The organism is Xanthobacter sp. AM11, assembly GCF_047444035.1.
GTDB lineage: Bacteria > Pseudomonadota > Alphaproteobacteria > Rhizobiales > Xanthobacteraceae > Xanthobacter.
The window spans coordinates 956,034-975,870 of record NZ_JBLAOA010000001.1 but is presented as its reverse complement, the minus strand read 5'-3'; the positions used below and the strand labels follow the sequence as shown (position 1 = coordinate 975,870).

Here is a 19,837-nt window from a genome sequence, read left to right as displayed (position 1 = left end):
CAGCCGGGCCCGAGGCGCGCGCCGTGACCCGGCGCGAAGGCCTGAAGCCGGTCAGCCTTGCGCTGCAGGGGGGAGGCGCCCATGGCGCCTTCACCTGGGGTGTGCTCGACCGCCTGCTGCAGGACGACCGCCTGGTCATCTCGGGCATCTCGGGCACCAGCGCCGGCGCCATGAACGCGGTGGTGCTGGCCTCCGGCCTCGCCAAGGGCGACCCGGAGGAGGCGCGCCTCGCCCTCACCCAGTTCTGGAAGGACGTGTCGCGGGACGGGCGCATGTCGCCCCTCCAGCGCACCGCCTTCGACCGGGTGATGGGCAATTGGTCGCTGGCGCGCAACCCGGCCTATCTCGCCTTCGAGGTGGCCTCGCGCTTCTTCTCGCCCTACGACTTCAACCCGCTCAACATCAATCCCCTGCGCGAGATTCTGGAAGCGCACGTGGATTTCGAGGAGCTGCGCCGGTCGCAGGTGAAGATCTTCATCTCTGCCACCAATGTGCACACCGGGCGCGCCCGCATCTTCGGCCATGAGGAGATGAGCGCCGACGCGGTGATGGCCTCCGCCTGCCTGCCGTTCCTGTTCCAGGCGGTGGAGATCGACGGGGTGCCCTATTGGGATGGCGGCTATATGGGCAATCCGCCCTTGTTTCCGCTCTATGAGAAGGCGGAAGCGGACGACATCATCCTGGTGCAGATCAACCCGGTGATCCGCGAGACCACGCCGCGCACCGCCTCCGAGATCCAGAACCGCATCAACGAGATCACCTTCAACGCCTCGCTCCTGGCGCAGCTGCGCGCCATCGACCATGCGGCCAAGCTCATCGACCAGGGGCTTCTGACCCGCTGGACCCTTGGCGGCTCCAGCTTCCGACGGGTGCGGCTGCATCGCATCGGCGGGGCGGACCAGCTCACGGCGCTGGACGCCACCTCCAAGATGAATGCGGAGTGGACCTTTCTCCAGCACCTGCGCGACCTCGGCCGGGTGGCGGCGGAGGCGTTCCTGGAAACCCATTTCGACGATCTGGGCCGGCGCTCCACCTTGGATCTCAGGCTGGAGCTGGCCGACTGAGGCCCGCGGGGCGGCGCGTGCGCCACCCCACCGCCGGCCGGATCAGCGCGAATCCTTCTTCGCCTGCGCCACCGCCACGAATTTGGTGACGCGGCCGGCCTCGCCCGCCGCCGAGCCGATGCGGTCGAGGCGCGTGCGGGCCTTGGCGCGCATGCCGTCATTGCCCCGCGGCAGGTTTTCCGGGCGGGTCGCCCGCTTGGAATCGCGCTTCAGCTCCAAAGCGCGATGGGCATTGGCCATCAGCGCCTCGCGGGCCGCCTCGGCCTTGCGGCGGGTCAGCTCGCGGCGGGCGCGGGTGAGGGCGTCGGTGAGCACGGCGGCCTTCTGGCGATTGCCGGAATCGGCCTTCTCGAACGTCACCTCGCCCCGCCCGCCCTTGCCGCGCAGGGCCCGGCGCTGGTTGTTGGCGATGGTCTGGGCCCGGTCGCGCCGCTCGCGCAGATGGGCGACGAGGGCGGCAAGGTCCGCGTCCTCCAGCATCCCCAGGGCGGGATGACGGGCCTTCGCGACGAACTCCATCTCGGATTCGGTGAGCAGGCGCTGCTCGGTCTTTCGGGTGTGGGCCATTGCATCCGCCTCTGCGCATTGGTCTCGGGTGAAGATGGGAGTACGACGCCACAGATTAAAGTTCCACGACAGCGCGTGCAGCGCGCCGGATCGGCGACGGGCGCGCCAGGGGCGGAGGGAGGAAGCAGGATGACGCAGCACCTGATGCCGGGGCCCGGCACGCTCCCCGCAAGCGCCGCGCCCGCGGCGCCGGTGCTCCCCATTCTCCACCGCGACGGCATGATGCTGATCATCGACAAGCCCTTCGGCCTGCCGGTCCATGCCGGTCCCAAGGGTGGGGAGACGCTGGCGGACCATCTCGACGCCTTGCGCTTCGGCCTGCCCCGGGCGCCGGAGCTGGCCCACCGGCTGGACAAGGACACCTCCGGCTGCCTGGTGCTGGGCCGGCATGCCAAGGCTTTGGCGTTGCTGGGAAAGCTGTTTGCCGGCGGCGGCGTGGGCAAGACCTATGTGGCGCTTGCTTTGGGGGCGCCGGCGGCGGACGAAGGGCGCATCGACCAGCCTCTGGCCAAGCGCTCGCCCCATCGCGGCTGGTGGATGCAGGCGGTGCCCAAGGGCACCCCGGGCGCGCAGGAGGCGGTCACCGACTACCGGGTGATCGCCCGCAGCGGCAGCCTGGCGGTGCTGGCCCTGTCGCCGCTCACCGGGCGCACCCACCAGCTGCGCGCCCACCTGGCCCATCTGGGCCATCCCATCCTCGGCGACACCATCTATGGCGGCGCCTCCCGCCTGCCGGGCGGGCCGAAGCTGCACCTGCATTCCCGCCGCATCGTGGTGCCCCTGGCCCGGAGCGGGCCGCCGGTGGACGTGAGCGCCCCTTTGCCGCCGCATATGTGCGAGACGCTTTCCTCCCTCGGGCTTTCGCCGGAGGCGGTGGGCCGCGCGGCCGATGCATTCGGCGGCCTGCCGGAGCCCGCATCGCTCCCGGGGCGGCGGGGCTGAGGCAGGGCCTGACCTTGATGTGAAGCGATCGGGCGGATGGGGTCTGGCCCGCTCCTTGCTGCGTGTTACTCTGAAGGTCCGGCGCGTGCCGCTGCCTGCGGGCGAGGAGAGAGGGAGACGGTGTGAGCGCATCTCACGACAGGAAGCCGCCGCGCCCGCCGGAAGACGATGCGCGCCTTCTTCTTTCCCGTGCGGTCCGCCGCGCCCGCATGGTCCTGTTCTGGGAACAGGCCTGGCCGGGCCTGGTGCGCGCCGGGGTGGTGGCTGCCGCTTTTCTCGCCATTTCCTTCGCCGGCTTCTGGCTGGCGGTGCCCGTTTTTGCGCGCATGGCCGGCGTGGCGGTGTTCGCCGTGCTGTTCGCGCTGGCGGCGCGGCCGCTCATGGCCCTGCGCTGGCCCAGCCGCGAGGCGGCGGTGGCGCGGCTCGACCGGCGCAGCGCGCAGGCGCACCGGCCGGCCACGGCGGTGTCCGACACCCTCGCCACCCGCCCGGATGATCCCGTCGGCGCGGCCCTGTGGCGGGCCCATCTCGTCCGTGCCCTCGGCGGCGCCCGCGGCCTGAAGGCCGGCGCTCCCGAGCCCGGCCTCGCCCGGATCGATCCCCGCGCCTGGCGCGCGCTGGCGCTTCTGGCGCTGTTCGCCGCCTTCTTCATGGCGCCGGGCGAGCATCTGGCCCGGGTGCGCGCCGCCTTCGACTGGCGCGCCCTGACGCCTCCAGTGCCCTACCGGCTCGACGCCTGGGTGGACCCGCCGGCCTATACCGGGCGCCCACCCGTGGTGCTGCCGGGGCTGCGCTCCGACGACCCTTCCTCCCTCAATGCGGCGGCGTTGCAGGTGCCCGCCGGCAGCGTGCTGGTGGTGCGCGGGGCGGGGCTCGATGCCGCCGCCCTGAAGCTGGAGGGCGGCATTGCCGAGCAGGCGCCAGAAGGCGAGGCCCCCGCCGGCGGCGAGCGGCGCTATGTGATCCGCGAGGATGCGGACGTGTCCTTCCTCGGACCCGACCAGCGGCGGCTGATGTGGCATTTCAAGGCGCTGCCGGACCAGAAGCCCAGCATCGCCTTCGCCAAGGAGCCCCAGACCGGGCTGCGCAACGCCTTCGTGCTCGCCTACCGGATGGAGGATGATTACGGGGTGAAGGAAGCCGAGGCCAGCTTCGCCGCCGTGCCGGCGGAGCCGCCTCTGTTCCCGCGGCCCGGCGCCGCCGCGCCCAAGGCGGCGCAGCCCCTGGTGCCGCCGCCCGACTTCAAGCTCACCCTGCCGCCGGGCGGGCGCACGGGGGCGGCCCAGACCAGCAAGGACCTGGTGACCCATCCGTGGGCCGGGGCGCGGGTGGCCGTCACCCTCAAGGCCCGCGACGAGGCCGGCAACACCGCCGCCAGCGAAACCAAGACCGTGCGGCTGCCGGCCCGCGCCTTCACCAAGCCCCTGGCCCGGGCGCTCATCGACGAGCGCCGGCGCCTCGCCCTCGACAGCGCCAGCCGGCAGCGCGTGATCCTGGTGCTGGATGCGCTGAGCGCCGTGCCGGACCGTTTCTCCCCCTCCGCCGGGGAATATCTCGGGCTGCGCACCGCCCTCGCCCGCGCCCGCAACGCGCGCACCGACGACGACCTGCGGGCGCTGGTGGACTATCTATGGGAGGTGGCGGTCCTGATCGAGGACGGCACCCTCAGCGAGGCGGAGCGGGAGCTGCGCGCCGCCCAGGAGGCGCTGCGCGAGGCGCTGGAACGCGGTGCCAGCGACGAGGAGATCAAGCGCCTCACCCAGGACCTGCGCGCCGCCATGGAGAAGATGATGCGCCAGCTGGCCGAGCAGGCGCGGCGCGACAGCGGCACCGATGCGCGCCCCCTCGACCGGGCCGACCGCATCGTGCGCCCGCAGGACCTGCAGCGGATGCTCGACCGCATCGAGAACCTCGCCCGCTCCGGCAACCGCGACGCCGCGCGCCAGCTGCTCGACGAGCTTCAGGCCATGATGGAGAACATGCGGCCCGGCGGTCGGCAGGCCGGGCGCCAGCAGGGCCAGCAGCAGGGCGAGCTGGGAAAGATGATCCAGGAGCAGCAGCGCCTGCGCGACCGCACCTATCGCCAGGGCCGCCAGGGCCAGCAGGGTCAGGGCCAGCAGGGTCAGCAGGGCCAGGGACAGCAGCCCGGCGAGAACGGCTTCGGTGAGCTGCAGCAGGGCCAGCAGGAGCTGCGCCGCCGCCTCGGCCGTATGCTCGACGAGATGCGCCGGATGCAGCAGGGCCAGCCCGGGCAAGGACAGGGACAAGGACAAGGTCAGGGGCAGGGCGAGCCGGGCGAAGGCGGGGAAGGCGAGGCCATGGGCCGCGCCGGCGACGCCCTTGGGCGGGCTGAGCAGGCCATGCGCGACGCCGAGGAGGCGCTGGGCCGCGGCGACGGCCAGGGCGCTCTCGACGCGGAAGGCCGGGCGCTGCAATCCATGCGCCAGGGCGCCCAGTCCCTTGCCGAAGCGCAGCGCGGCAATTCCGACGGCTCCGGCCCCGGGGGCCCCGGGGAGGAGAGCGCCCAGCGCACCGATCCTCTCGGCCGCCCCCTGCGCAGCCAGGATTATGGCGACGATTTCACCGTGAAGGTTCCAGACGAGGTGGACGCCCAGCGCGCCCGCCGCGTGCTCGAAGAGCTGCGCCGGCGGCTGGAGCAGCCGGACCGGCCCCAGCTGGAGCTCGATTATCTGGAGCGGCTTCTCAAGGGGCTCTGATCCGCCGCCTGCAATGGCCGGCGGCAGGATTGCACCTCCAAGCTTGAACTGTGCCGTCGCTTCACCGTACGGCATAGGTTAAGCTGTTGTGATCGGGATGTGGTTGGGGGCGACATGTCCGAAGACGTGCTTGTTTCGGAGGGCGGCGTCGCTTTGCCCACATCGAAGGAAGCGCCGTCGTCCGAGATGGGGCGGGTTCGGCAATGGCTGCTCGTCGGCGCCGTGGCCATCAGTCTCGCCATCATCGCCTTTGCCGCCCTCGCCATCGGTCGCCTGCACGACCACGCGCTGGCCAGCACCGGCCGGGACCTCGGGCAGGTGGCCAATCTGCTGGCCCGCTTCACCGACAGCATCTTCGCCCCCATCAAGACCCTGCAGGCGGCGGTGATCCGCGAGATCGACGCCGCCACGACGGAGGCCTTCGACGCCCGGGCCATGGCGCTGAAGGGCGAATATCTCGCCGGCGCCGTCACCGCCTTGGCGATGGCCAACGGCATCCTTGTCATCGACCGCGACGGCAAGATCCTGGCCGCCGCCGGGCCTGACATCGCATCCCGCCTGCCCGAAGGCGGCCTCCTGCGGGACTCCATGCTCGCCCTTGCCGGAAGCGAGCCGGTGTTCACCCGTCCCTGGCAGGATGAGGCCGACGGCCGCTGGCAGTTCGGCCTGGTGCAGCCGGCGCGCAATGCGCAGGGCGCCCTCCTGGGCGCGGTGGTCACCCTCGTGGACGTGGACGCCCTGGAGCGCAGCTATCCGCTCTTCGCCTTCGACGTGACCGGGACCGTGGCCCTCATCACCCGGGAGCGGGTGGTGTTGACGCGCTATCCCCACCTGCCCGACGCCATCGGCAGGGTGCTGCCGCGCGACTCCCTCACGGCGCAGGCCAACCAGGATTATGTGCGCATGCTCGGCCGGCTGGACGATGTGGACCGCCTGATCGCGGCGCGGCCGCTGCAATCGGTGCCCGCCTATGTGGCCGTCACCATCGATGTGAACCGCGCGCTCGCGACGTGGCGCTTCCAGGCGCGCCTGTTCGTCGGCGGCGCGGCGCTGCTGGTGGCGGCGGTGCTGGCGCTGGCGGCGCTGGCCGCGCGCTATGTGCAGAGCCTGGATTCCCTGCGCCGCGCCCGGGAGGCGGAGCGGCTGGCTCAGGCCCGGCTCTCCCTGGCGGAGGAGCAGGAGCGGCTGAATGGCGAGCGCGCGCTGGAGCAGATGCGCTTCTCCGCGGCCATCCACGCCATGCCGCAGGGGCTGTGCTGCTTCGACAGCGACCGCCGGCTGGTGGTTTCCAACGACCGTTATGCCCTGCTCTACGGTATCGCGCCCGACGCCATCCGCCCCGGCATGACCCTGGCGGAGATTCTGGCGCTGCGCGAGGCGGCCGGCGTCTCCCCCGAGATGTCCACCGAGGACTATCTGGACTGGCGGGTCCGCGTCGCCGACGGCAGCAGCCGCAGCGAGACCACCGTGGACACCACCGATGGCCGCACCTTCGTCATCAAGCACCAGAACCTGCCCGGCGGGGGCTGGGTGGCCACCCATGAGGACGTGACCGAGCAGCGCCGCACCGCCGCCCAGCTCGCCCATCTGGCGCTGCACGATCCCCTGACCGACCTGCCGAACCGCATCCTGTTCCGCGAGCGCATGGAGCAGGCGGCGCTGCAGGTGGGCAGCGGGCCGGCCCATGCGCTGCTGCTGCTCGACCTCGACCATTTCAAGACCATCAACGACACCCTGGGCCACCCCGCCGGCGACCGGCTGCTGCAGCGGGTGGGGCGTCGCCTCAAGGGCGCATTGGGACCGGACGACGTCATCGCCCGGGTGGGGGGAGACGAGTTCGGCATCCTCCAGGCCGGTGGCGAGCAGCCGGCGGATGCCGAGGCGCTGGCCCAGCGCCTCATCGCCGCCATGGACCGGCCGCTGGAGGTGGACCGGCAGGACGTGGTGGTCGGCGTCACCATCGGCATCGCCATGCTGCGCGCGGACTGCAGCGACCCCGACGACCTGTTCAAGTGCGCCGACCTTGCCCTCTACCGCAGCAAGGACGAAGGGCGCGGGCACTACCGGCTGTTCGAGCCGGAGATGAAATCGGCCATGCTGCGCCGCCGCAACCTGGAGGTGGAGCTGCGCCGGGCCACCACCGCCGGCGAGTTCGAGGTGTTCTACCAGCCGGTGGTGAGCGTGCCGACGCGGGAGGTGCTGGGCTATGAGGCGCTGCTGCGCTGGCGCCACCCGGAGCATGGGCTGGTCTCGCCGGACCGCTTCATTCCCCTGGCCGAGGAGATCGGCGTCATCGAGCCCATCAGCGAGCAGGTGCTCCATCGCGCCTGCAGCGAGGCGGCGAGCTGGAACGGGGAGGGGCGGATCGCGGTGAACCTGTCCGCAATGCAATTCTCCAGCCGGCGCACCGATCTCGTCCAGGTCATCGGCCGCACCCTGGCGCGCACCGGCCTGCCGCCGCACCGGCTGGAGCTGGAAATCACGGAAACCACCCTGCTGCGCGACACCTCCGCGGTGATTTCCATCCTGCACGCCCTGAAGGCGCGGGGGGTGCGCATCGTCATGGACGATTTCGGTACCGGCTTCTCATCGCTGGATTATCTGCGCCGCTTCCCGTTCGACAAGGTGAAGGTGGATCGCAGCTTCATCCATTCCCTCTCGCGCGACAATCCGCCGGTGCTGCGGGCGCTCAACGAATTGTGCCGCGCCTTCAGCATGCATGTGACCGCGGAAGGGGTGGAGACCGAGGAGCAGTTTTCCGCCGTGATCGCCAGCGGCTACACCGAGGCCCAGGGCTACCTGTTCGGCCGCCCCGGGCCGTGCACCGTGGACCGGCCGCTGCGGTGGGGGGTGATCTGAGGGGTGCGCTGCTGGAAGGCTCCAGCCCGTCGCGGGGCCATCCGGCCCCGGTCAGGCGGAAGGCGCCTCGGCCGGCGCCACCTTGAGGGTGGCGCCATCGCTGGCCACCACCCGCACATCGTGTCCGGCGGCCAGGTCCGGCCCCTCGATCCGCCATACCGTGTCGTCGATGCGCACCCGGCCCACACCATCCTGGATGGGGGCATCCAGGGTGAAGATGCGGCCGACGAAGCCCTCCGCGCGGCGGTTCAGAAACGGGCGGTCGGAGGCACGGCCCGGCGCCGGGCTGACCCTGCGGCCCACCAGCACCGCGGCCACCGCCAAGGCGGCGAAGGCCAGCACTTCCGTCTGCCACGACAGATCGACGCCATAGGCCAGGGCGCCGGTGGCGAGGGCGGCGATGCCGAGCCACAGCAGGAAGGCGCCGGGCGCGGCGATCTCCGCCACCAGCAGCAGGCCGCCGAGGACGAACCAGGCCCAGGGGCCGAGATCAGTCAGGAGCGGCATGGCCTCAGCCTTCCCGCGGCGGCATGGCGGCCGGGCCGGTGGGGCGGCGGACGGCGGGAGGGGGCGGGGCGGCACCCGGGCCGCCGAAGGCGCTGCGGGCAATCTCGCCGATGCCGGCCAGCGAGGAGAGCAGCGCCGTGCCCTCATAGGGCATCAGCACCACCTTCTGGTTGGGCGCCGCGCCCATGGTCTCGAACGCCTTCACATATTTCTCGGCGATATAATAATTGAGTGCCGCGGGATCGCCGGTGGCCACGGCGGCGGACAGCATCTGGGTGGCCTTCGCATCGGCCTCGGCGAGGCGCTCGCGGGCTTCGGCATCGCGGAAGGCGGCTTCCCGGCGGCCTTCGGCCTGCAGGATCTGGCCCTGCTTCTGGCCTTCCGCCTTGAGGATCTCCGACTGGCGCTGACCCTCGGCCTCCAGGATGATGGCCCGCTTCTCGCGCTCGGCCTTCATCTGGCGCCCCATGGCCCGCACCAGGTCCTGGGGCGGCACGATGTCCTTGATCTCGATGCGGGTGATCTTGATGCCCCAGGGGGAGGCCGCCGCATCCACCACCCGCAGCAGGCGCTCGTTGATCTCGTCGCGGTGGGACAGGAGCTGGTCGAGGTCCATGGCGCCCATGACGGTGCGGATGTTGGTCATGGTGAGGGCGAGGATGGCCATGTCGAGGCGGGCCACCTCATAGGAGGCGCGGGCTGCGTCGAACACCTGGAAGAAGGCGACGCAGTCCACCGAGACGGTGGCGTTGTCCTTGGTGATCACCTCCTGGGTGGGCACGTCCAGCACCTGCTCCATCACGTTCACCTTGTGGCCGATGCGGTCGATGAACGGGACGATGAGGTTGAGGCCCGGCTGCAAGGTCGTGGTGTAGCGGCGGAACCGTTCCACGGTGAACTGGTAGCCCTGCGGCACCGTCTTCACCCCGGCGAAGACCATGGCCACTGCAAGCAGGAGCAGGACGAGAACGAACAGGTTCGGGCCGATCTGGATCATTGCGCACCCCGTGTTCCGGCCCCCTGCGGCCGGCGCCGCATATGGGCACGGGGGCGGTTGTGCGGCAAGGGGCGGCGGTGAGAAGATGGCAAATCACTTTAGCAGTTCATAATTACAATTTGCGGACTGTGACTGGCCGCAAGGTTGCAATACTAGCTGAAATAGGCGAGATAATATAAAATAATAATATAAACTATGAATCCTCTCATTCCCCATTTATAATAGAAATATATTCGCTTGAGAACGTATTGATCATTGTCAGTATACTTGTGAGGTAGGTCAAGCATCAATCTTATAAAAATATAATGTATCCTAAACTCAAAATATGACGCCAAAAAAAGCTTCTTACCAATTATCAATTCTGGAATTTTGATAAATAAGCTTTTGCTGTTGAAGAAGTATCTAATATAAAGCATCTCAAAATTTCTATAGAAAGTCTTGACCTTTCTCAGGGACCTCATCTCCAATATGTAGCGTAAAGATACAATATAAATCAGACACACCATTGATCCGCTTGTAACAAATAAGTATCTCTCCGATAAATATCCAACATTCACCGCTGATGCCACATATTCCAAATGGTTAAGTACATCAGAAACCGCCTTCCGTGTCGTCTCGTCCATGTCTTTTCTGAGTGGAATTGCGGATCTGTTATTAATGTAATTCGATAGTACGCCAAGCTTTTCCTTTAAGCTCGTTCCAGAAGTAATTTCGCCAAGTGCGTATGTGTTTTTATTCATTTCTGTACTTGTTGATATTAAATTATTTATATGCCATCCAATAATTACAAATATAGAAGTTAATAAAATTGCGTACCCTTCTCCAACTTCCGTGATATCGGAAAGGCCAAAAACCTCCCCAATTCGGTTGAAGGCAGTAGGTTCCATAAAAAAGCCCCCCAGCTTATTCTGGGGGGCTTTGTTAGCATTTTCTATTTATCCCACCAAGGGGCATCATAAGTCATGGATAGCCTCCTAGTTTATGGGTAGCTAATGTGCCCCGATTTGCGGCATTTGTATGTTGAACAAAAGAGAAACAAAAAGAAAATAATGTGGATAAGCTCGCCTTCACTCCCCCACCACCGCGAAGCGCAGGAGGATGGTGCGCTGGAGCGGGTTGAAATTGTCGTCGGAGACGAGGGTGAGGAGGGTTTCGCCCGCCGCATTGGTGGTCACGGCGATGGCTTCCATATTGTCGATCTCATAGGCCATGTCGAACGTGCCCAGCACCTCGCCCGCAAGGCGGGCGCCCGGCTTCACCTCGGCGAGGGCGAAGCGGCGGATCTGCAGGCGCACCCCGCTCATGGGGGCATAATGCCGCTCCAGCAGATACATGTGGCCGGAGGGGGCGATGGCGAGGTCGGTGGCGTTGAACACCGTGCTCCTGGCAATGGTGAAGGTGCCGGGCGAGCGCCCGCCGATGATGAAGCCCGGCAGGTCGGCCTCCTTGCTCGCGCCCTCCTCGCCGATGCCGATGAGCGCCCCCTTCAGCGGGCCGGCGGGCACGAAGGCGAGGCTTTCGAGGCCGAGATTGTTGCGCAGGTCGCGCACGGCGGGGGCCGGCACCTGCGTTCCCGTCTTGCCGAGGGGATCGCGGGGGTAGCGCCAGATCTCGTTCACGTCTTCCAGCGCCACATAGGTGGCGTCCGGCGCGAGGGCGACGGCCTCCGCATCGTCGCGGCCGCGCCGGGCCTGGATGCGGCCCGCGGTGTCCAGCAGCGCCGCCGCCCGCACGTCCGAAAGGCCGGTGGGGCGGTCACCGTCGAGGTCGAGGCGGCCGGACAGCAGCAGCCCGGCATCGGTGACCGCCAGGAAGCGCTGGTCGGCGGAAAGGGCGAAGCCGGAGATGCCGCCGAAGCCGGGGAAGGGGGAGGTGAGCACCAGCCCGCCGCGGAAGGCGAGGGCGCCGAAGCGGGTCTCCTCGCCGCGCAGCCGGAAGGTGGCGATGGGCGCCGCCGCAACGGCGATGGCCTCCGGCGCCTGCGGCAGGGCCAGGGGCTTGGCGAGGAGCGCGGCGGCGAGGCCCACTATGGCGACGCCGGCGAAGGCGAGGCCCAGCCCGGCCCGCACCACCCGCAGGCGAAGGATCGACGCCCAGCTCAATGGAGCCGGCCCCGCGCCCCTGCCCCGCCCTTGGCCGGAGCACCGCCCGCCGGCCCGCGGGCCTTTTCCTCGAACAGCTCGGCGAGCTTCTCCGTCATCACCCCGCCCAGTTCCTCGGCGTCCACGATGGTGACGGCGCGGCGGTAATAGCGGGTCACGTCATGGCCGATGCCGATGGCGATCAGCTCCACCGGCGAGCGGGTCTCGATTTCGGAGATGATGTGCCGCAGGTGCCGTTCCAGATAATTGCCGGCGTTCACCGACAAGGTGGAATCGTCCACCGGCGCGCCGTCGGAGATCATCATCAGGATGCGGCGGGCTTCGGTGCGGCCGAGCAGGCGCTTGTGCGCCCAGTCCAGCGCCTCGCCGTCGATATTCTCCTTCAAGAGCCCCTCGCGCATCATCAGGCCGAGATTGCGCCGGGCGCGGCGCCACGGCGCATCGGCCGACTTGTAGATGATGTGGCGCAAATCGTTGAGGCGGCCGGGGCCGGCCGGCTTGCCGGCGGCCAGCCATGCCTCGCGGGACTGGCCGCCCTTCCACGCCTTGGTGGTGAAGCCCAGCACCTCCACCTTGACGCCGCAGCGCTCCAGCGTGCGGGCGAGGATGTCGGCGCAGGTGGCTGCCACCGTGATGGGCCGGCCGCGCATGGAGCCGGAATTGTCGATGAGCAGCGTCACCACCGTGTCGCGGAAGTCGGTGTCGCGCTCGCGCTTGAAGGACAGGGCGGCGGTGGGGTCCATGATGACGCGGGCAAGGCGGGCGGGGTCGAGGACGCCTTCCTCCAGGTCGAATTCCCAGGCCCGGTTCTGCTGCGCCATCAGCCGGCGCTGCAGCCGGTTGGCGAGGCGCGCCACCACCCCCTGCAGATGGGCCAGCTGCTTGTCGAGATAGGAGCGCAGGCGCGTCAGCTCCTCGGGGTCGCAGAGGTCCTCGGCCGCCACCTCCTCGTCGAACTTGAGGGTGAAGGCGTGATATTCCGGCCCGCGATTGTCGTGGGTCACCGGCGGGCGAGGCTGCCACGGCTCGGCCGGTTCCTCACTGTCGCCCAGCTCGGTGCCGTCGGGAACCTCGGCGGGCGGGCCGGACTGGCTGTCCGCGGCGCTGTCGGGCATGTCCTCCTCGGACAGTTCCGCCTCCACGTCGGTGGCGCCGTCCTGGCTCTCGTCCTCCTTGGTTTCGCCGGTCTCGCCGCCCTGCTCCTCGGCGCCGCCCTCGCTGTCGGAATCCTCCGGCTCGTTCTCGCTGTCGAGGCCGCTTTCCTCGCCCATGTCGAGGGAGGCGAGCAGGTCGCGGGCGATCTCTCCGAACCGCTTCTGGTTCTCCAGGCTGTCGGCGAGGCGGGCGAGGTCGCCGGACGCGCGCTCCTCGATATAGGAGCGCCACAGGTCCACGATCTTGCGCGCGTCCGCGGGCGGGGCGTCGCCGGTGAGGCGCTCGCGCACCATGAGGGCGATGGCGTCCGCGATGGGGGCGTCGGAGCGCTCGGTGATGTCGGCGAAATTGCCGCGGTGGTAGCGGTCCTGCAGCATGGCGGCGAGATTGCGCCGCGTGCCGGGCATGCGCATGCCGCCGATGGCCTCCACCCGCGCCTGCTCCACCGCCTCGAACACCGCCCGCGCGGTCTCGCCCTGGGGCAGCATCCTGCGGTGCACGGCGGGGTCGTGGCAGGCGCGGCGCAGGGCCAGCGAATCCGCGTGGCCGCGCACGATGGCGGCATCCTGCAGGGTGAAGCGGCGCGGCGGCTCGGGCAGCCGCACCCGGTCGGGGGCGAGGGCGGGACGCTCGGAGGCGAAGGTCACCTCCATGTCGGCGACGCCGGCAATGGCCTTGAAGCAGCCGGCCACGGCACGCTTGAAGGGCTCGGCCGGCGCCTCCTTCGGCGTCTTTCCGGGGGTGCGGTTGGTGGGGGCCATGTCAGCGTCTCGTCAGCGTCTCGCGGGGTTCAGCGTCTCACCGTGCGGCGGCTCGCGGTGACGGCGGCTCGTGGCGGGGGCAGGGCGGCCGGGGCCGCCCCGGCCTCACGAGAGGGCGACGTTCACCGTGCTCTCGGTCAGTTCCTGGCCGAAGCAGCGCTGGTAGAACTCGGCCACCAGCGGCCGTTCCAGCTCGTCGCACTTGTTGAGGAAGGTGACCCGCAGGGCGAAGGCGATGTCGCGGAAGATGTCCGCATTCTCCGCCCAGGTGATGACCGTGCGCGGGCTCATGACGGTGGAGAGGTCGCCGTTGATGAAGGCCTGGCGGGTGAGATCGGCGAGGCGCACCATGCGGTTCACCGTGTCGCGCCCCTCGGGGGTCTGGAAGTGCTTGGCCTTGGCCAGCACGATCTCCACTTCCTTGTCGTGGGCCAGATAGTTGAGGGCGGTGACGATGGACCAGCGGTCCATCTGCGCCTGGTTGATCTGCTGGGTGCCGTGATAAAGGCCGGTGGTGTCGCCGAGGCCGATGGTGTTGGCGGTGGCGAACAGCCGGAAGGCGGGGTGGGGGCGGATCACCCGGCTCTGGTCCAGAAGGGTGAGGCGGCCGGAGGATTCCAGCACGCGCTGGATCACGAACATCACGTCCGGCCGGCCGGCGTCATATTCGTCGAACACGAGGGCGACGTTGTTCTGGTAGGCCCAGGGCAGGATGCCGTCGCGGAATTCGGTCACCTGCAGCCCGTCCTTCACCACGATCGCATCCTTGCCGATGAGGTCGATGCGGGAGATGTGGCTGTCGAGATTGATGCGCACGCACGGCCAGTTGAGGCGCGCCGCCACCTGCTCGATATGGGTGGACTTGCCGGTTCCATGGTATCCGGTAACCATCACCCGGCGATTGCGGGCGAAGCCGGCAAGGATAGCCAGGGTGGTGGGCCGGTCGAACAGATAGTCCGGGTCCAGCTCGGGCACGTGCGGGTCGCTCTCGGAGAAGGCCGGGACCTCCATGTCGATGTCGATGCCGAACGTCTGGCGAACCGACACCTTCATGTCCGGGGTCGGGGCAATGGTCTCCGTGACGCTCATCTGTCCTCCGTCGGCACGCCGCGCGCGCCCTCTCCTGTCTGCGATCCGGTGCGGCCCCCGCATGGGGCATCCGCAGCCGCTGGAATGCGACCGTCCTGCGGACGGGTCAGCAGAAACCCGCCTGCTTCAGATTGTTGTAGGCCTGGATGACGCTGCGCAACCGGTCCTCGGAGGAGCGGTCCCCCCCGTTCGCATCCGGGTGGTGCAGCTTCACCAGCTCCTTGTAGCGCGCCTTGATCTCGGCCGCGCCGGCGGACATTTCGAGCCCCATCACCTCCAGCGCCCGGCGCTCAAGGGTGCGCACGATGCGCCCGTCCGGCTCCGGCCGGTCGGCGCGGAAGCTGCCGCCCATCTCGGCGGTGAAGCCGAAGGGGTCCCGCATCCCCTGGTCGCGCGCCGTCTCGGCGAAGGCCTGGCGCCGCTCGTCCGGCTGGTCGCTCTTGGTGCCCATGCGCCAGGTGGGGCGATGGCCGGTCAGCGCGTCCTTCTGATAGGCGTAGACGGCATCGTCGCTCATGCCTGCAAAATAATTGTAGGACTGGTTGTAGGCCTTCACATGGTCGAGGCAATACTGCCAGTACTGGCCTTCCTGGTGCCGCCCCTTGGGCGCCTTGTGGGTGCCTTCCGCCGTGCAGCCGGGCCATTGGCAGCCGTTCAGCGCCGTCCGGCGGCGCTGCCGGTCGTCGCCGGGCTTCACCCGGATGCGGTCGAAGAAGGGGGAGTCGAGTTTCATGGCGCAACGATTATGAGCGCCGTACTGCGGCGCGGCAAGAAACGAGGTGGCCCGGAAAGGCGATCGGGCATCGGCTGAGCCAAGCCCCGCTGCCGCCGCGAGGATAGGCGTGCGGCGACATCCCACATATAATGCGCCGGCAACGCGGGCGCCATCGTTTGCGCCGCATTCCGGTTCCATTCCATTTCAGGCTTCGGTTTCATCATGTCCCAGACCTCCCTTTCCAGCATCCGCCACACCCTGGAGGCCGGCCTTGCGCCCCTCGCCCTCGAACTGGAGGACGAGAGCCACAAGCATGCCGGCCACATGGGCGCCCACCACGCCCACAAGGGCGCCGACCACCGCGCCGACGGCGGCGTGACCCATCTGCGGGTGCGGGTGATCGCCCCCGGCTTTGCCGGCAAGAGCCGCATCGAGCGCCACCGCATCGTCAATGCGCTGCTGGAAGGCGAGATCGCCAAGGGGCTGCACGCCATCGCCATCGAGGCCAAGGCCCCCGGCGAATGAAGGCTGGCGCACGCTTTGCCGGAGGGCGCTCCCGCCATGGCTGAGGCCGACGCCATGGCCGGCGCGGGCGCGCTCGTGCTGTTCTCCGGCGGACAGGATTCCGCCACCTGCCTCGCTTATGCCCTGGAACGCTTCGGCCGGGTGGAGACGCTGGGCTTCCATTACGGCCAGCGCCACGCGGTGGAGCTGGACCGGCGCCCGGTGCTGCGGGAGGCCTTCGCCCGCCTCGATCCGGCCTGGGCCGCGCGGCTCGGCGACGACCACCTGCTGCAGATGCCGGTGCTGGGCCAGATCTCCGACACCGCCCTCACCCGCGAGGTGGCGGTGGAGATGGCGGCGGACGGCCTGCCCAACACCTTCGTGCCCGGGCGAAATCTGGTGTTCCTCACCTTCGCCGCGGCGCTGGCCTACCGGCGGGGCCTGAGGCATATTGTCGGCGGCATGTGCGAGACGGACTTCTCCGGCTATCCCGACTGCCGGGACGACACCATCAAGGCCATGCAGGTGGCGCTGAACCTCGGCATGGAACGGCGCTTCGTCCTCCACACGCCGCTGATGTGGATCGACAAGGCGCAGACCTGGCGCCTGGCGGAACAGCTCGGCGGGCCGGCGCTGGTGGATCTCATCGTGGAGGAGACCCACACCTGCTACCTGGGCGAGCGCGGCCTGCGCCATGACTGGGGCTATGGCTGCGGCCAGTGCCCGGCCTGCCGCCTGCGCGCCGATGGCTTCGCCCGCTACCGTGTGGACCACGCGGCACCACCGCGCGCCGCCGCCACCAAATAACCGCCGCTTTGCGCTAGATTTGCGTTAAGACGTCCAACGATTCGAGAAAAACCATGGCCGAACCCGTGCCCGCCGCGTCCCCCGACGATTACGGCGCCCAATCCATCCAGGTGCTGAAGGGCCTCGATGCCGTCCGCAAGCGCCCCGGAATGTATATCGGCGACACGGACGACGGCTCGGGCCTCCACCACATGGTCTATGAGGTGGTGGACAATGCCATCGACGAGGCCCTGGCGGGCTGGGCCAAGGAGGTGACCGTAACCCTCAACGCCGACGGCTCGGTGACGGTGACCGACGACGGCCGCGGCATCCCCACCGACATCCATACGGAGGAGGGGGTTTCCGCCGCCGAGGTCATCATGACCCAGCTGCATGCGGGCGGTAAGTTCAACCAGAATTCCTACAAGGTCTCCGGCGGCCTGCACGGGGTCGGCGTCTCGGTGGTGAACGCTTTGTCCACCACCCTCGACCTCACCGTCTGGCGCGACGGCAAGGAACATTTCATGCGCTTCCGCCACGGCGACGCGGAAGCCCCCCTCAAGGTGGTGGGCCCCGCTCCGGCCGGCAAGCGCGGCACCAAGGTGACCTTCACCCCCAGCCCCGAGACCTTCACCCACATCGCATTCGACTATGCCACGCTGGAGCACCGGCTGCGCGAGCTGGCCTTCCTGAATTCCGGCGTGCTCATCGTGCTCACCGACGCGCGCACCCCGGAGGTGAAGCGCGAGGAGCTGCACTATGAAGGCGGCGTCGAGGCATTCGTGAAATATCTCGACCGCTCCAAGAGCGCCTTGCTGCAGAAGCCCGTGGTGATCCGCGCCGAGAAGGACGGCATCAGCGTGGAGGCCGCCCTCGCCTGGAACGACGGCTACCACGAAAATGTCCTGTGCTTCACCAACAACATTCCGCAGCGGGACCGCGGCACCCACTTCACCGGCTTTGCCGCCGCGCTGACGCGGCAGGTGCTGGCCTATGCCAATGCCTCCGGCATCGCCAAGAAGGAGAAGGTGGACCCCACCGGCGAGGATTGCCGCGAGGGGCTCACCTGCGTGCTCTCGGTGAAGGTGCCGGACCCGAAATTCTCCTCCCAGACCAAGGACAAGCTGGTGTCCTCAGAGGTCCGCCCGGTGGTGGAGAACCTGGTGGGCGAGGCGCTGTCCACCTGGTTCGAGGAAAACCCGGCCGAGGCCCGGGCGGTGATCGGCAAGGTGGTGGAAGCCGCCGCCGCCCGCGAGGCCGCCCGCAAGGCCCGCGACCTCACCCGCCGCAAGAGCCCGCTGGATGTGGCCTCCCTGCCCGGCAAGCTCGCCGACTGCCAGGAGAAGGACCCGGCCAAGTCGGAAATCTTCATCGTCGAGGGTGACTCGGCCGGCGGCTCCGCCAAGCAGGGCCGCGACCGCGCCTTCCAGGCGGTGCTGCCGCTGCGCGGCAAGATCCTGAACGTGGAGCGCGCCCGCTTCGACAAGATGCTGTCGTCCGAGCAGATCGGTACCCTCATCACCGCGCTGGGAACCGGCATCGGCCGCGACGATTTCGACCTCGGCAAGCTGCGCTACCACAAGATCATCATCATGACGGACGCCGACGTGGACGGCGCCCATATCCGCACCCTGCTGCTCACCTTCTTCTTCCGCCAGATGCCGGAGCTGGTGGATGCCGGCCACCTCTTCATCGCCCAGCCGCCGCTCTACAAGGTGACGCGCGGCAAGTCCGAGACCTACCTGAAGGACGAGAAGGCGCTGGAGGATTACCTCATCACCGCCGGGCTCGACGAGGCCGCCCTCACGCTGACCTCCGGCGAGGTGCGCACCGGCGCCGACCTTGCCCATGTGGTGGAGGTTTCGCGCCAGCTGCGGGCGGCGCTGGGCGCGCTGCATCCGCGCTACAACCGCGCCGTGGTCGAGCAGGCGGCCCTGGCCGGCGCCTTCGCCGCACCAGCGCTGCAGAACGCGGCCGCCGCCGTTGCCGCCGCCGCCGAGACCGCCCGGCGCCTCGATGCCCTGGCGGACGAGACCGAGCGCGGCTGGGTGGGGCTGCATGACGAGGCCGGCTACACTTTCTCGCGCACCGTGCGCGGCGTTGCCGAGGTGGCGCGGATCGACCACGCCTTCGTCGCCGCCCCCGAGGCGCGCCGCCTGGATGCGCTGGCGCGCGACCTCGACGGCGTGTTCGCCACCGCCGCCACGCTGAAGCGCAAGAGTGACGAGCAGGAGCTGTTCGGCGCGGTGGACCTGTTCGACGCCGTCACCGACGCCGGCCGCAAGGGCCTCTCGCTGCAGCGCTACAAAGGCCTCGGCGAGATGAACCCGGAACAATTGTGGGAAACCACCCTGGACCGCAACGCCCGCTCCCTGCTGCAGGTGCGGGTGAAGGAGGTGGACGCCGCCGACGACCTCTTCAACCGCCTCATGGGCGACACGGTGGAGCCGCGGCGCGAGTTCATCCAGGAGAATGCGCTGCGCGCGAGCGTGGACGTGTGATGCCGGCGTCCTGCGCCGGCCGGGCGCCGCCGTCCCGCTGCCTCCCCTCGTGCTGGTGCTGGCCATGCTTTTCGCCGGCCCGGCGGCGGCAGGCATCCAGCTGCGCTTCGTCGATCCCGAGCATTACAGCGACACGGATTTCCGCAGCCCCGCCGTGCGCGCCGGCATCGTCGCCGATTTCACCGCCTTCTTCGCCCGCCTGGGCGCGCGCGACCTCAAGCCGGGCCAGGACCTGCGCCTGGAGGTCCTCGACATGGAGCTTGCCGGCGAATACGAGCCCTGGCGCCGCTCCGGCTGGGGCGACGTGCGCATCCTGCGGGACATCACCCCGCCCCGTTTCAAGCTGCGCTACACCCTGTGCCAGAAGGGCAAGGTGGTCGTCGCCGCCACCGAGACGGTCACCGACATCAATTATCTGATGAACCCCTCCGGGCGCGGGTCCGACCGCTTTTCCTTCGAGAAGGCGATGCTTGAGGACTGGTTCCGCGCCCGCTTCGTCCGCCTGGAGCCGCCGCGCGTTCTCTATCCTTAAGTGAGAGGGCGGGTCGGGCTGGCGCGATGAGCGGATGAT

At 68.8% G+C, this 19,837-nt stretch carries 16 protein-coding genes; 8 read left to right on the top strand and 8 right to left on the bottom strand.

The annotated features are described in order from the left end of the window. The first annotated feature begins 23 nt into the window (after positions 1 to 23). A complete protein-coding gene (locus tag ACI7BZ_RS04595; protein WP_414116017.1) occupies positions 24 to 1,064 on the top strand; it encodes a patatin-like phospholipase family protein in 1,041 nt (346 codons plus the stop codon). 42 nt (positions 1,065 to 1,106) lie between these two features. Here the strand turns inward: ACI7BZ_RS04595 and ACI7BZ_RS04590 are convergent, their stop codons facing one another. Further along, the gene (locus ACI7BZ_RS04590) at positions 1,107 to 1,631 is read right to left on the bottom strand and encodes a hypothetical protein (protein ID WP_414116016.1); all 525 of its coding nucleotides are present in this window, start codon (positions 1,629 to 1,631) and stop codon (positions 1,107 to 1,109) included. A 144-nt stretch (positions 1,632 to 1,775) separates the two neighbouring features. On the opposite strand from ACI7BZ_RS04590, the gene ACI7BZ_RS04585 reads away from it, so the two are divergent. The 3 genes from ACI7BZ_RS04585 to ACI7BZ_RS04575 all read left to right on the top strand — a co-directional run bounded on the left by ACI7BZ_RS04585 (position 1,776) and on the right by ACI7BZ_RS04575 (position 8,149). Then, the gene (locus ACI7BZ_RS04585; protein WP_414119084.1) at positions 1,776 to 2,573 is read left to right on the top strand and encodes an RluA family pseudouridine synthase; all 798 of its coding nucleotides are present in this window, start codon (positions 1,776 to 1,778) and stop codon (positions 2,571 to 2,573) included. A gap of 122 nt (positions 2,574 to 2,695) precedes the next feature. Next, entirely contained in the window at positions 2,696 to 5,290 is a 2,595-nt protein-coding gene (locus tag ACI7BZ_RS04580; RefSeq protein ID WP_414116015.1) for a TIGR02302 family protein, read from the top strand. A 114-nt stretch (positions 5,291 to 5,404) separates the two neighbouring features. Continuing rightward, the gene (locus tag ACI7BZ_RS04575; RefSeq protein ID WP_414116014.1) at positions 5,405 to 8,149 is read left to right on the top strand and encodes a bifunctional diguanylate cyclase/phosphodiesterase; all 2,745 of its coding nucleotides are present in this window, start codon (positions 5,405 to 5,407) and stop codon (positions 8,147 to 8,149) included. 51 nt (positions 8,150 to 8,200) lie between these two features. On the opposite strand, the gene ACI7BZ_RS04570 is transcribed toward ACI7BZ_RS04575, so the two are convergent. The 7 genes from ACI7BZ_RS04570 to ACI7BZ_RS04540 form a co-directional block, all read right to left on the bottom strand. Further along, on the bottom strand, positions 8,201 to 8,656 hold the full coding sequence (locus ACI7BZ_RS04570; RefSeq protein ID WP_414116013.1) for an NfeD family protein: 456 nt from the start codon (positions 8,654 to 8,656) through the stop codon (positions 8,201 to 8,203). A gap of 4 nt (positions 8,657 to 8,660) precedes the next feature. Continuing rightward, positions 8,661 to 9,653 (bottom strand): SPFH domain-containing protein, encoded by a 993-nt coding sequence (locus tag ACI7BZ_RS04565; RefSeq protein ID WP_414116012.1) that lies wholly within the window; start codon positions 9,651 to 9,653, stop codon positions 8,661 to 8,663. Between the two features lie 152 nt (positions 9,654 to 9,805). Beyond that, positions 9,806 to 10,540, bottom strand: coding sequence for a DUF4760 domain-containing protein (locus tag ACI7BZ_RS04560; RefSeq protein WP_414116011.1), 735 nt, complete (start codon positions 10,538 to 10,540; stop codon positions 9,806 to 9,808). Between the two features lie 180 nt (positions 10,541 to 10,720). Beyond that, positions 10,721 to 11,755 (bottom strand): esterase-like activity of phytase family protein, encoded by a 1,035-nt coding sequence (locus ACI7BZ_RS04555; protein ID WP_414116010.1) that lies wholly within the window; start codon positions 11,753 to 11,755, stop codon positions 10,721 to 10,723. Beyond that, the gene (gene cobT / locus ACI7BZ_RS04550) at positions 11,752 to 13,671 is read right to left on the bottom strand and encodes a cobaltochelatase subunit CobT (RefSeq protein WP_414116009.1); all 1,920 of its coding nucleotides are present in this window, start codon (positions 13,669 to 13,671) and stop codon (positions 11,752 to 11,754) included. Before cobT ends, ACI7BZ_RS04555 begins: the two co-directional genes overlap by 4 nt. A 105-nt stretch (positions 13,672 to 13,776) precedes the next feature. Continuing rightward, a complete protein-coding gene (cobS, locus tag ACI7BZ_RS04545) occupies positions 13,777 to 14,760 on the bottom strand; it encodes a cobaltochelatase subunit CobS (protein ID WP_414116008.1) in 984 nt (327 codons plus the stop codon). A 106-nt stretch (positions 14,761 to 14,866) separates the two neighbouring features. Then, positions 14,867 to 15,493 carry a J domain-containing protein gene (locus ACI7BZ_RS04540; protein ID WP_414116007.1) on the bottom strand — a complete coding sequence of 209 codons (627 nt, stop codon included), beginning with the start codon at positions 15,491 to 15,493 and terminating at the stop codon, positions 14,867 to 14,869. Between the two features lie 204 nt (positions 15,494 to 15,697). Between ACI7BZ_RS04540 and ACI7BZ_RS04535 the strand changes: the two genes are divergently transcribed. From ACI7BZ_RS04535 to ACI7BZ_RS04520, 4 genes are read left to right on the top strand one after another with little or no spacing between them, the layout of a single operon-like run. Beyond that, positions 15,698 to 16,000 carry a BolA family protein gene (locus ACI7BZ_RS04535; RefSeq protein WP_414116006.1) on the top strand — a complete coding sequence of 101 codons (303 nt, stop codon included), beginning with the start codon at positions 15,698 to 15,700 and terminating at the stop codon, positions 15,998 to 16,000. A gap of 36 nt (positions 16,001 to 16,036) precedes the next feature. Next, complete coding sequence (gene queC / locus ACI7BZ_RS04530) at positions 16,037 to 16,786, top strand: 7-cyano-7-deazaguanine synthase QueC (RefSeq protein ID WP_414116005.1); 750 nt, start codon at positions 16,037 to 16,039, stop codon at positions 16,784 to 16,786. Between the two features lie 53 nt (positions 16,787 to 16,839). Continuing rightward, positions 16,840 to 19,266: a DNA topoisomerase (ATP-hydrolyzing) subunit B gene (gyrB, locus tag ACI7BZ_RS04525; protein ID WP_414116004.1), complete on the top strand. Its 2,427-nt coding sequence runs from the start codon at positions 16,840 to 16,842 to the stop codon at positions 19,264 to 19,266. Continuing rightward, positions 19,238 to 19,798, top strand: a complete 561-nt coding sequence (locus ACI7BZ_RS04520) for a DUF3016 domain-containing protein (RefSeq protein ID WP_414116003.1) — start codon at positions 19,238 to 19,240, stop codon at positions 19,796 to 19,798. Before gyrB ends, ACI7BZ_RS04520 begins: the two co-directional genes overlap by 29 nt. Positions 19,799 to 19,837: the final 39 nt, after the last annotated feature.

What these genes read in the sequence shown, in the direction of transcription:
- ACI7BZ_RS04590 (WP_414116016.1), bottom strand. Translation starts at nt 1,631, where the DNA reads ATGGCCCACACCCGAAAGACCGAGCAGCGCCTGCTCACCGAATCCGAG.
- ACI7BZ_RS04585 (WP_414119084.1), top strand. Translation starts at nt 1,776, where the DNA reads ATGCCGGGGCCCGGCACGCTCCCCGCAAGCGCCGCGCCCGCGGCGCCG.
- ACI7BZ_RS04575 (WP_414116014.1), top strand. Translation starts at nt 5,405, where the DNA reads ATGTCCGAAGACGTGCTTGTTTCGGAGGGCGGCGTCGCTTTGCCCACA.
- ACI7BZ_RS04570 (WP_414116013.1), bottom strand. Translation starts at nt 8,656, where the DNA reads ATGCCGCTCCTGACTGATCTCGGCCCCTGGGCCTGGTTCGTCCTCGGC.
- ACI7BZ_RS04565 (WP_414116012.1), bottom strand. Translation starts at nt 9,653, where the DNA reads ATGATCCAGATCGGCCCGAACCTGTTCGTTCTCGTCCTGCTCCTGCTT.
- ACI7BZ_RS04560 (WP_414116011.1), bottom strand. Translation starts at nt 10,540, where the DNA reads ATGGAACCTACTGCCTTCAACCGAATTGGGGAGGTTTTTGGCCTTTCC.
- cobT (WP_414116009.1), bottom strand. Translation starts at nt 13,671, where the DNA reads ATGGCCCCCACCAACCGCACCCCCGGAAAGACGCCGAAGGAGGCGCCG.
- cobS (WP_414116008.1), bottom strand. Translation starts at nt 14,760, where the DNA reads ATGAGCGTCACGGAGACCATTGCCCCGACCCCGGACATGAAGGTGTCG.
- ACI7BZ_RS04540 (WP_414116007.1), bottom strand. Translation starts at nt 15,493, where the DNA reads ATGAAACTCGACTCCCCCTTCTTCGACCGCATCCGGGTGAAGCCCGGC.
- ACI7BZ_RS04535 (WP_414116006.1), top strand. Translation starts at nt 15,698, where the DNA reads ATGTCCCAGACCTCCCTTTCCAGCATCCGCCACACCCTGGAGGCCGGC.
- queC (WP_414116005.1), top strand. Translation starts at nt 16,037, where the DNA reads ATGGCTGAGGCCGACGCCATGGCCGGCGCGGGCGCGCTCGTGCTGTTC.
- gyrB (WP_414116004.1), top strand. Translation starts at nt 16,840, where the DNA reads ATGGCCGAACCCGTGCCCGCCGCGTCCCCCGACGATTACGGCGCCCAA.
- ACI7BZ_RS04520 (WP_414116003.1), top strand. Translation starts at nt 19,238, where the DNA reads ATGCGCTGCGCGCGAGCGTGGACGTGTGATGCCGGCGTCCTGCGCCGG.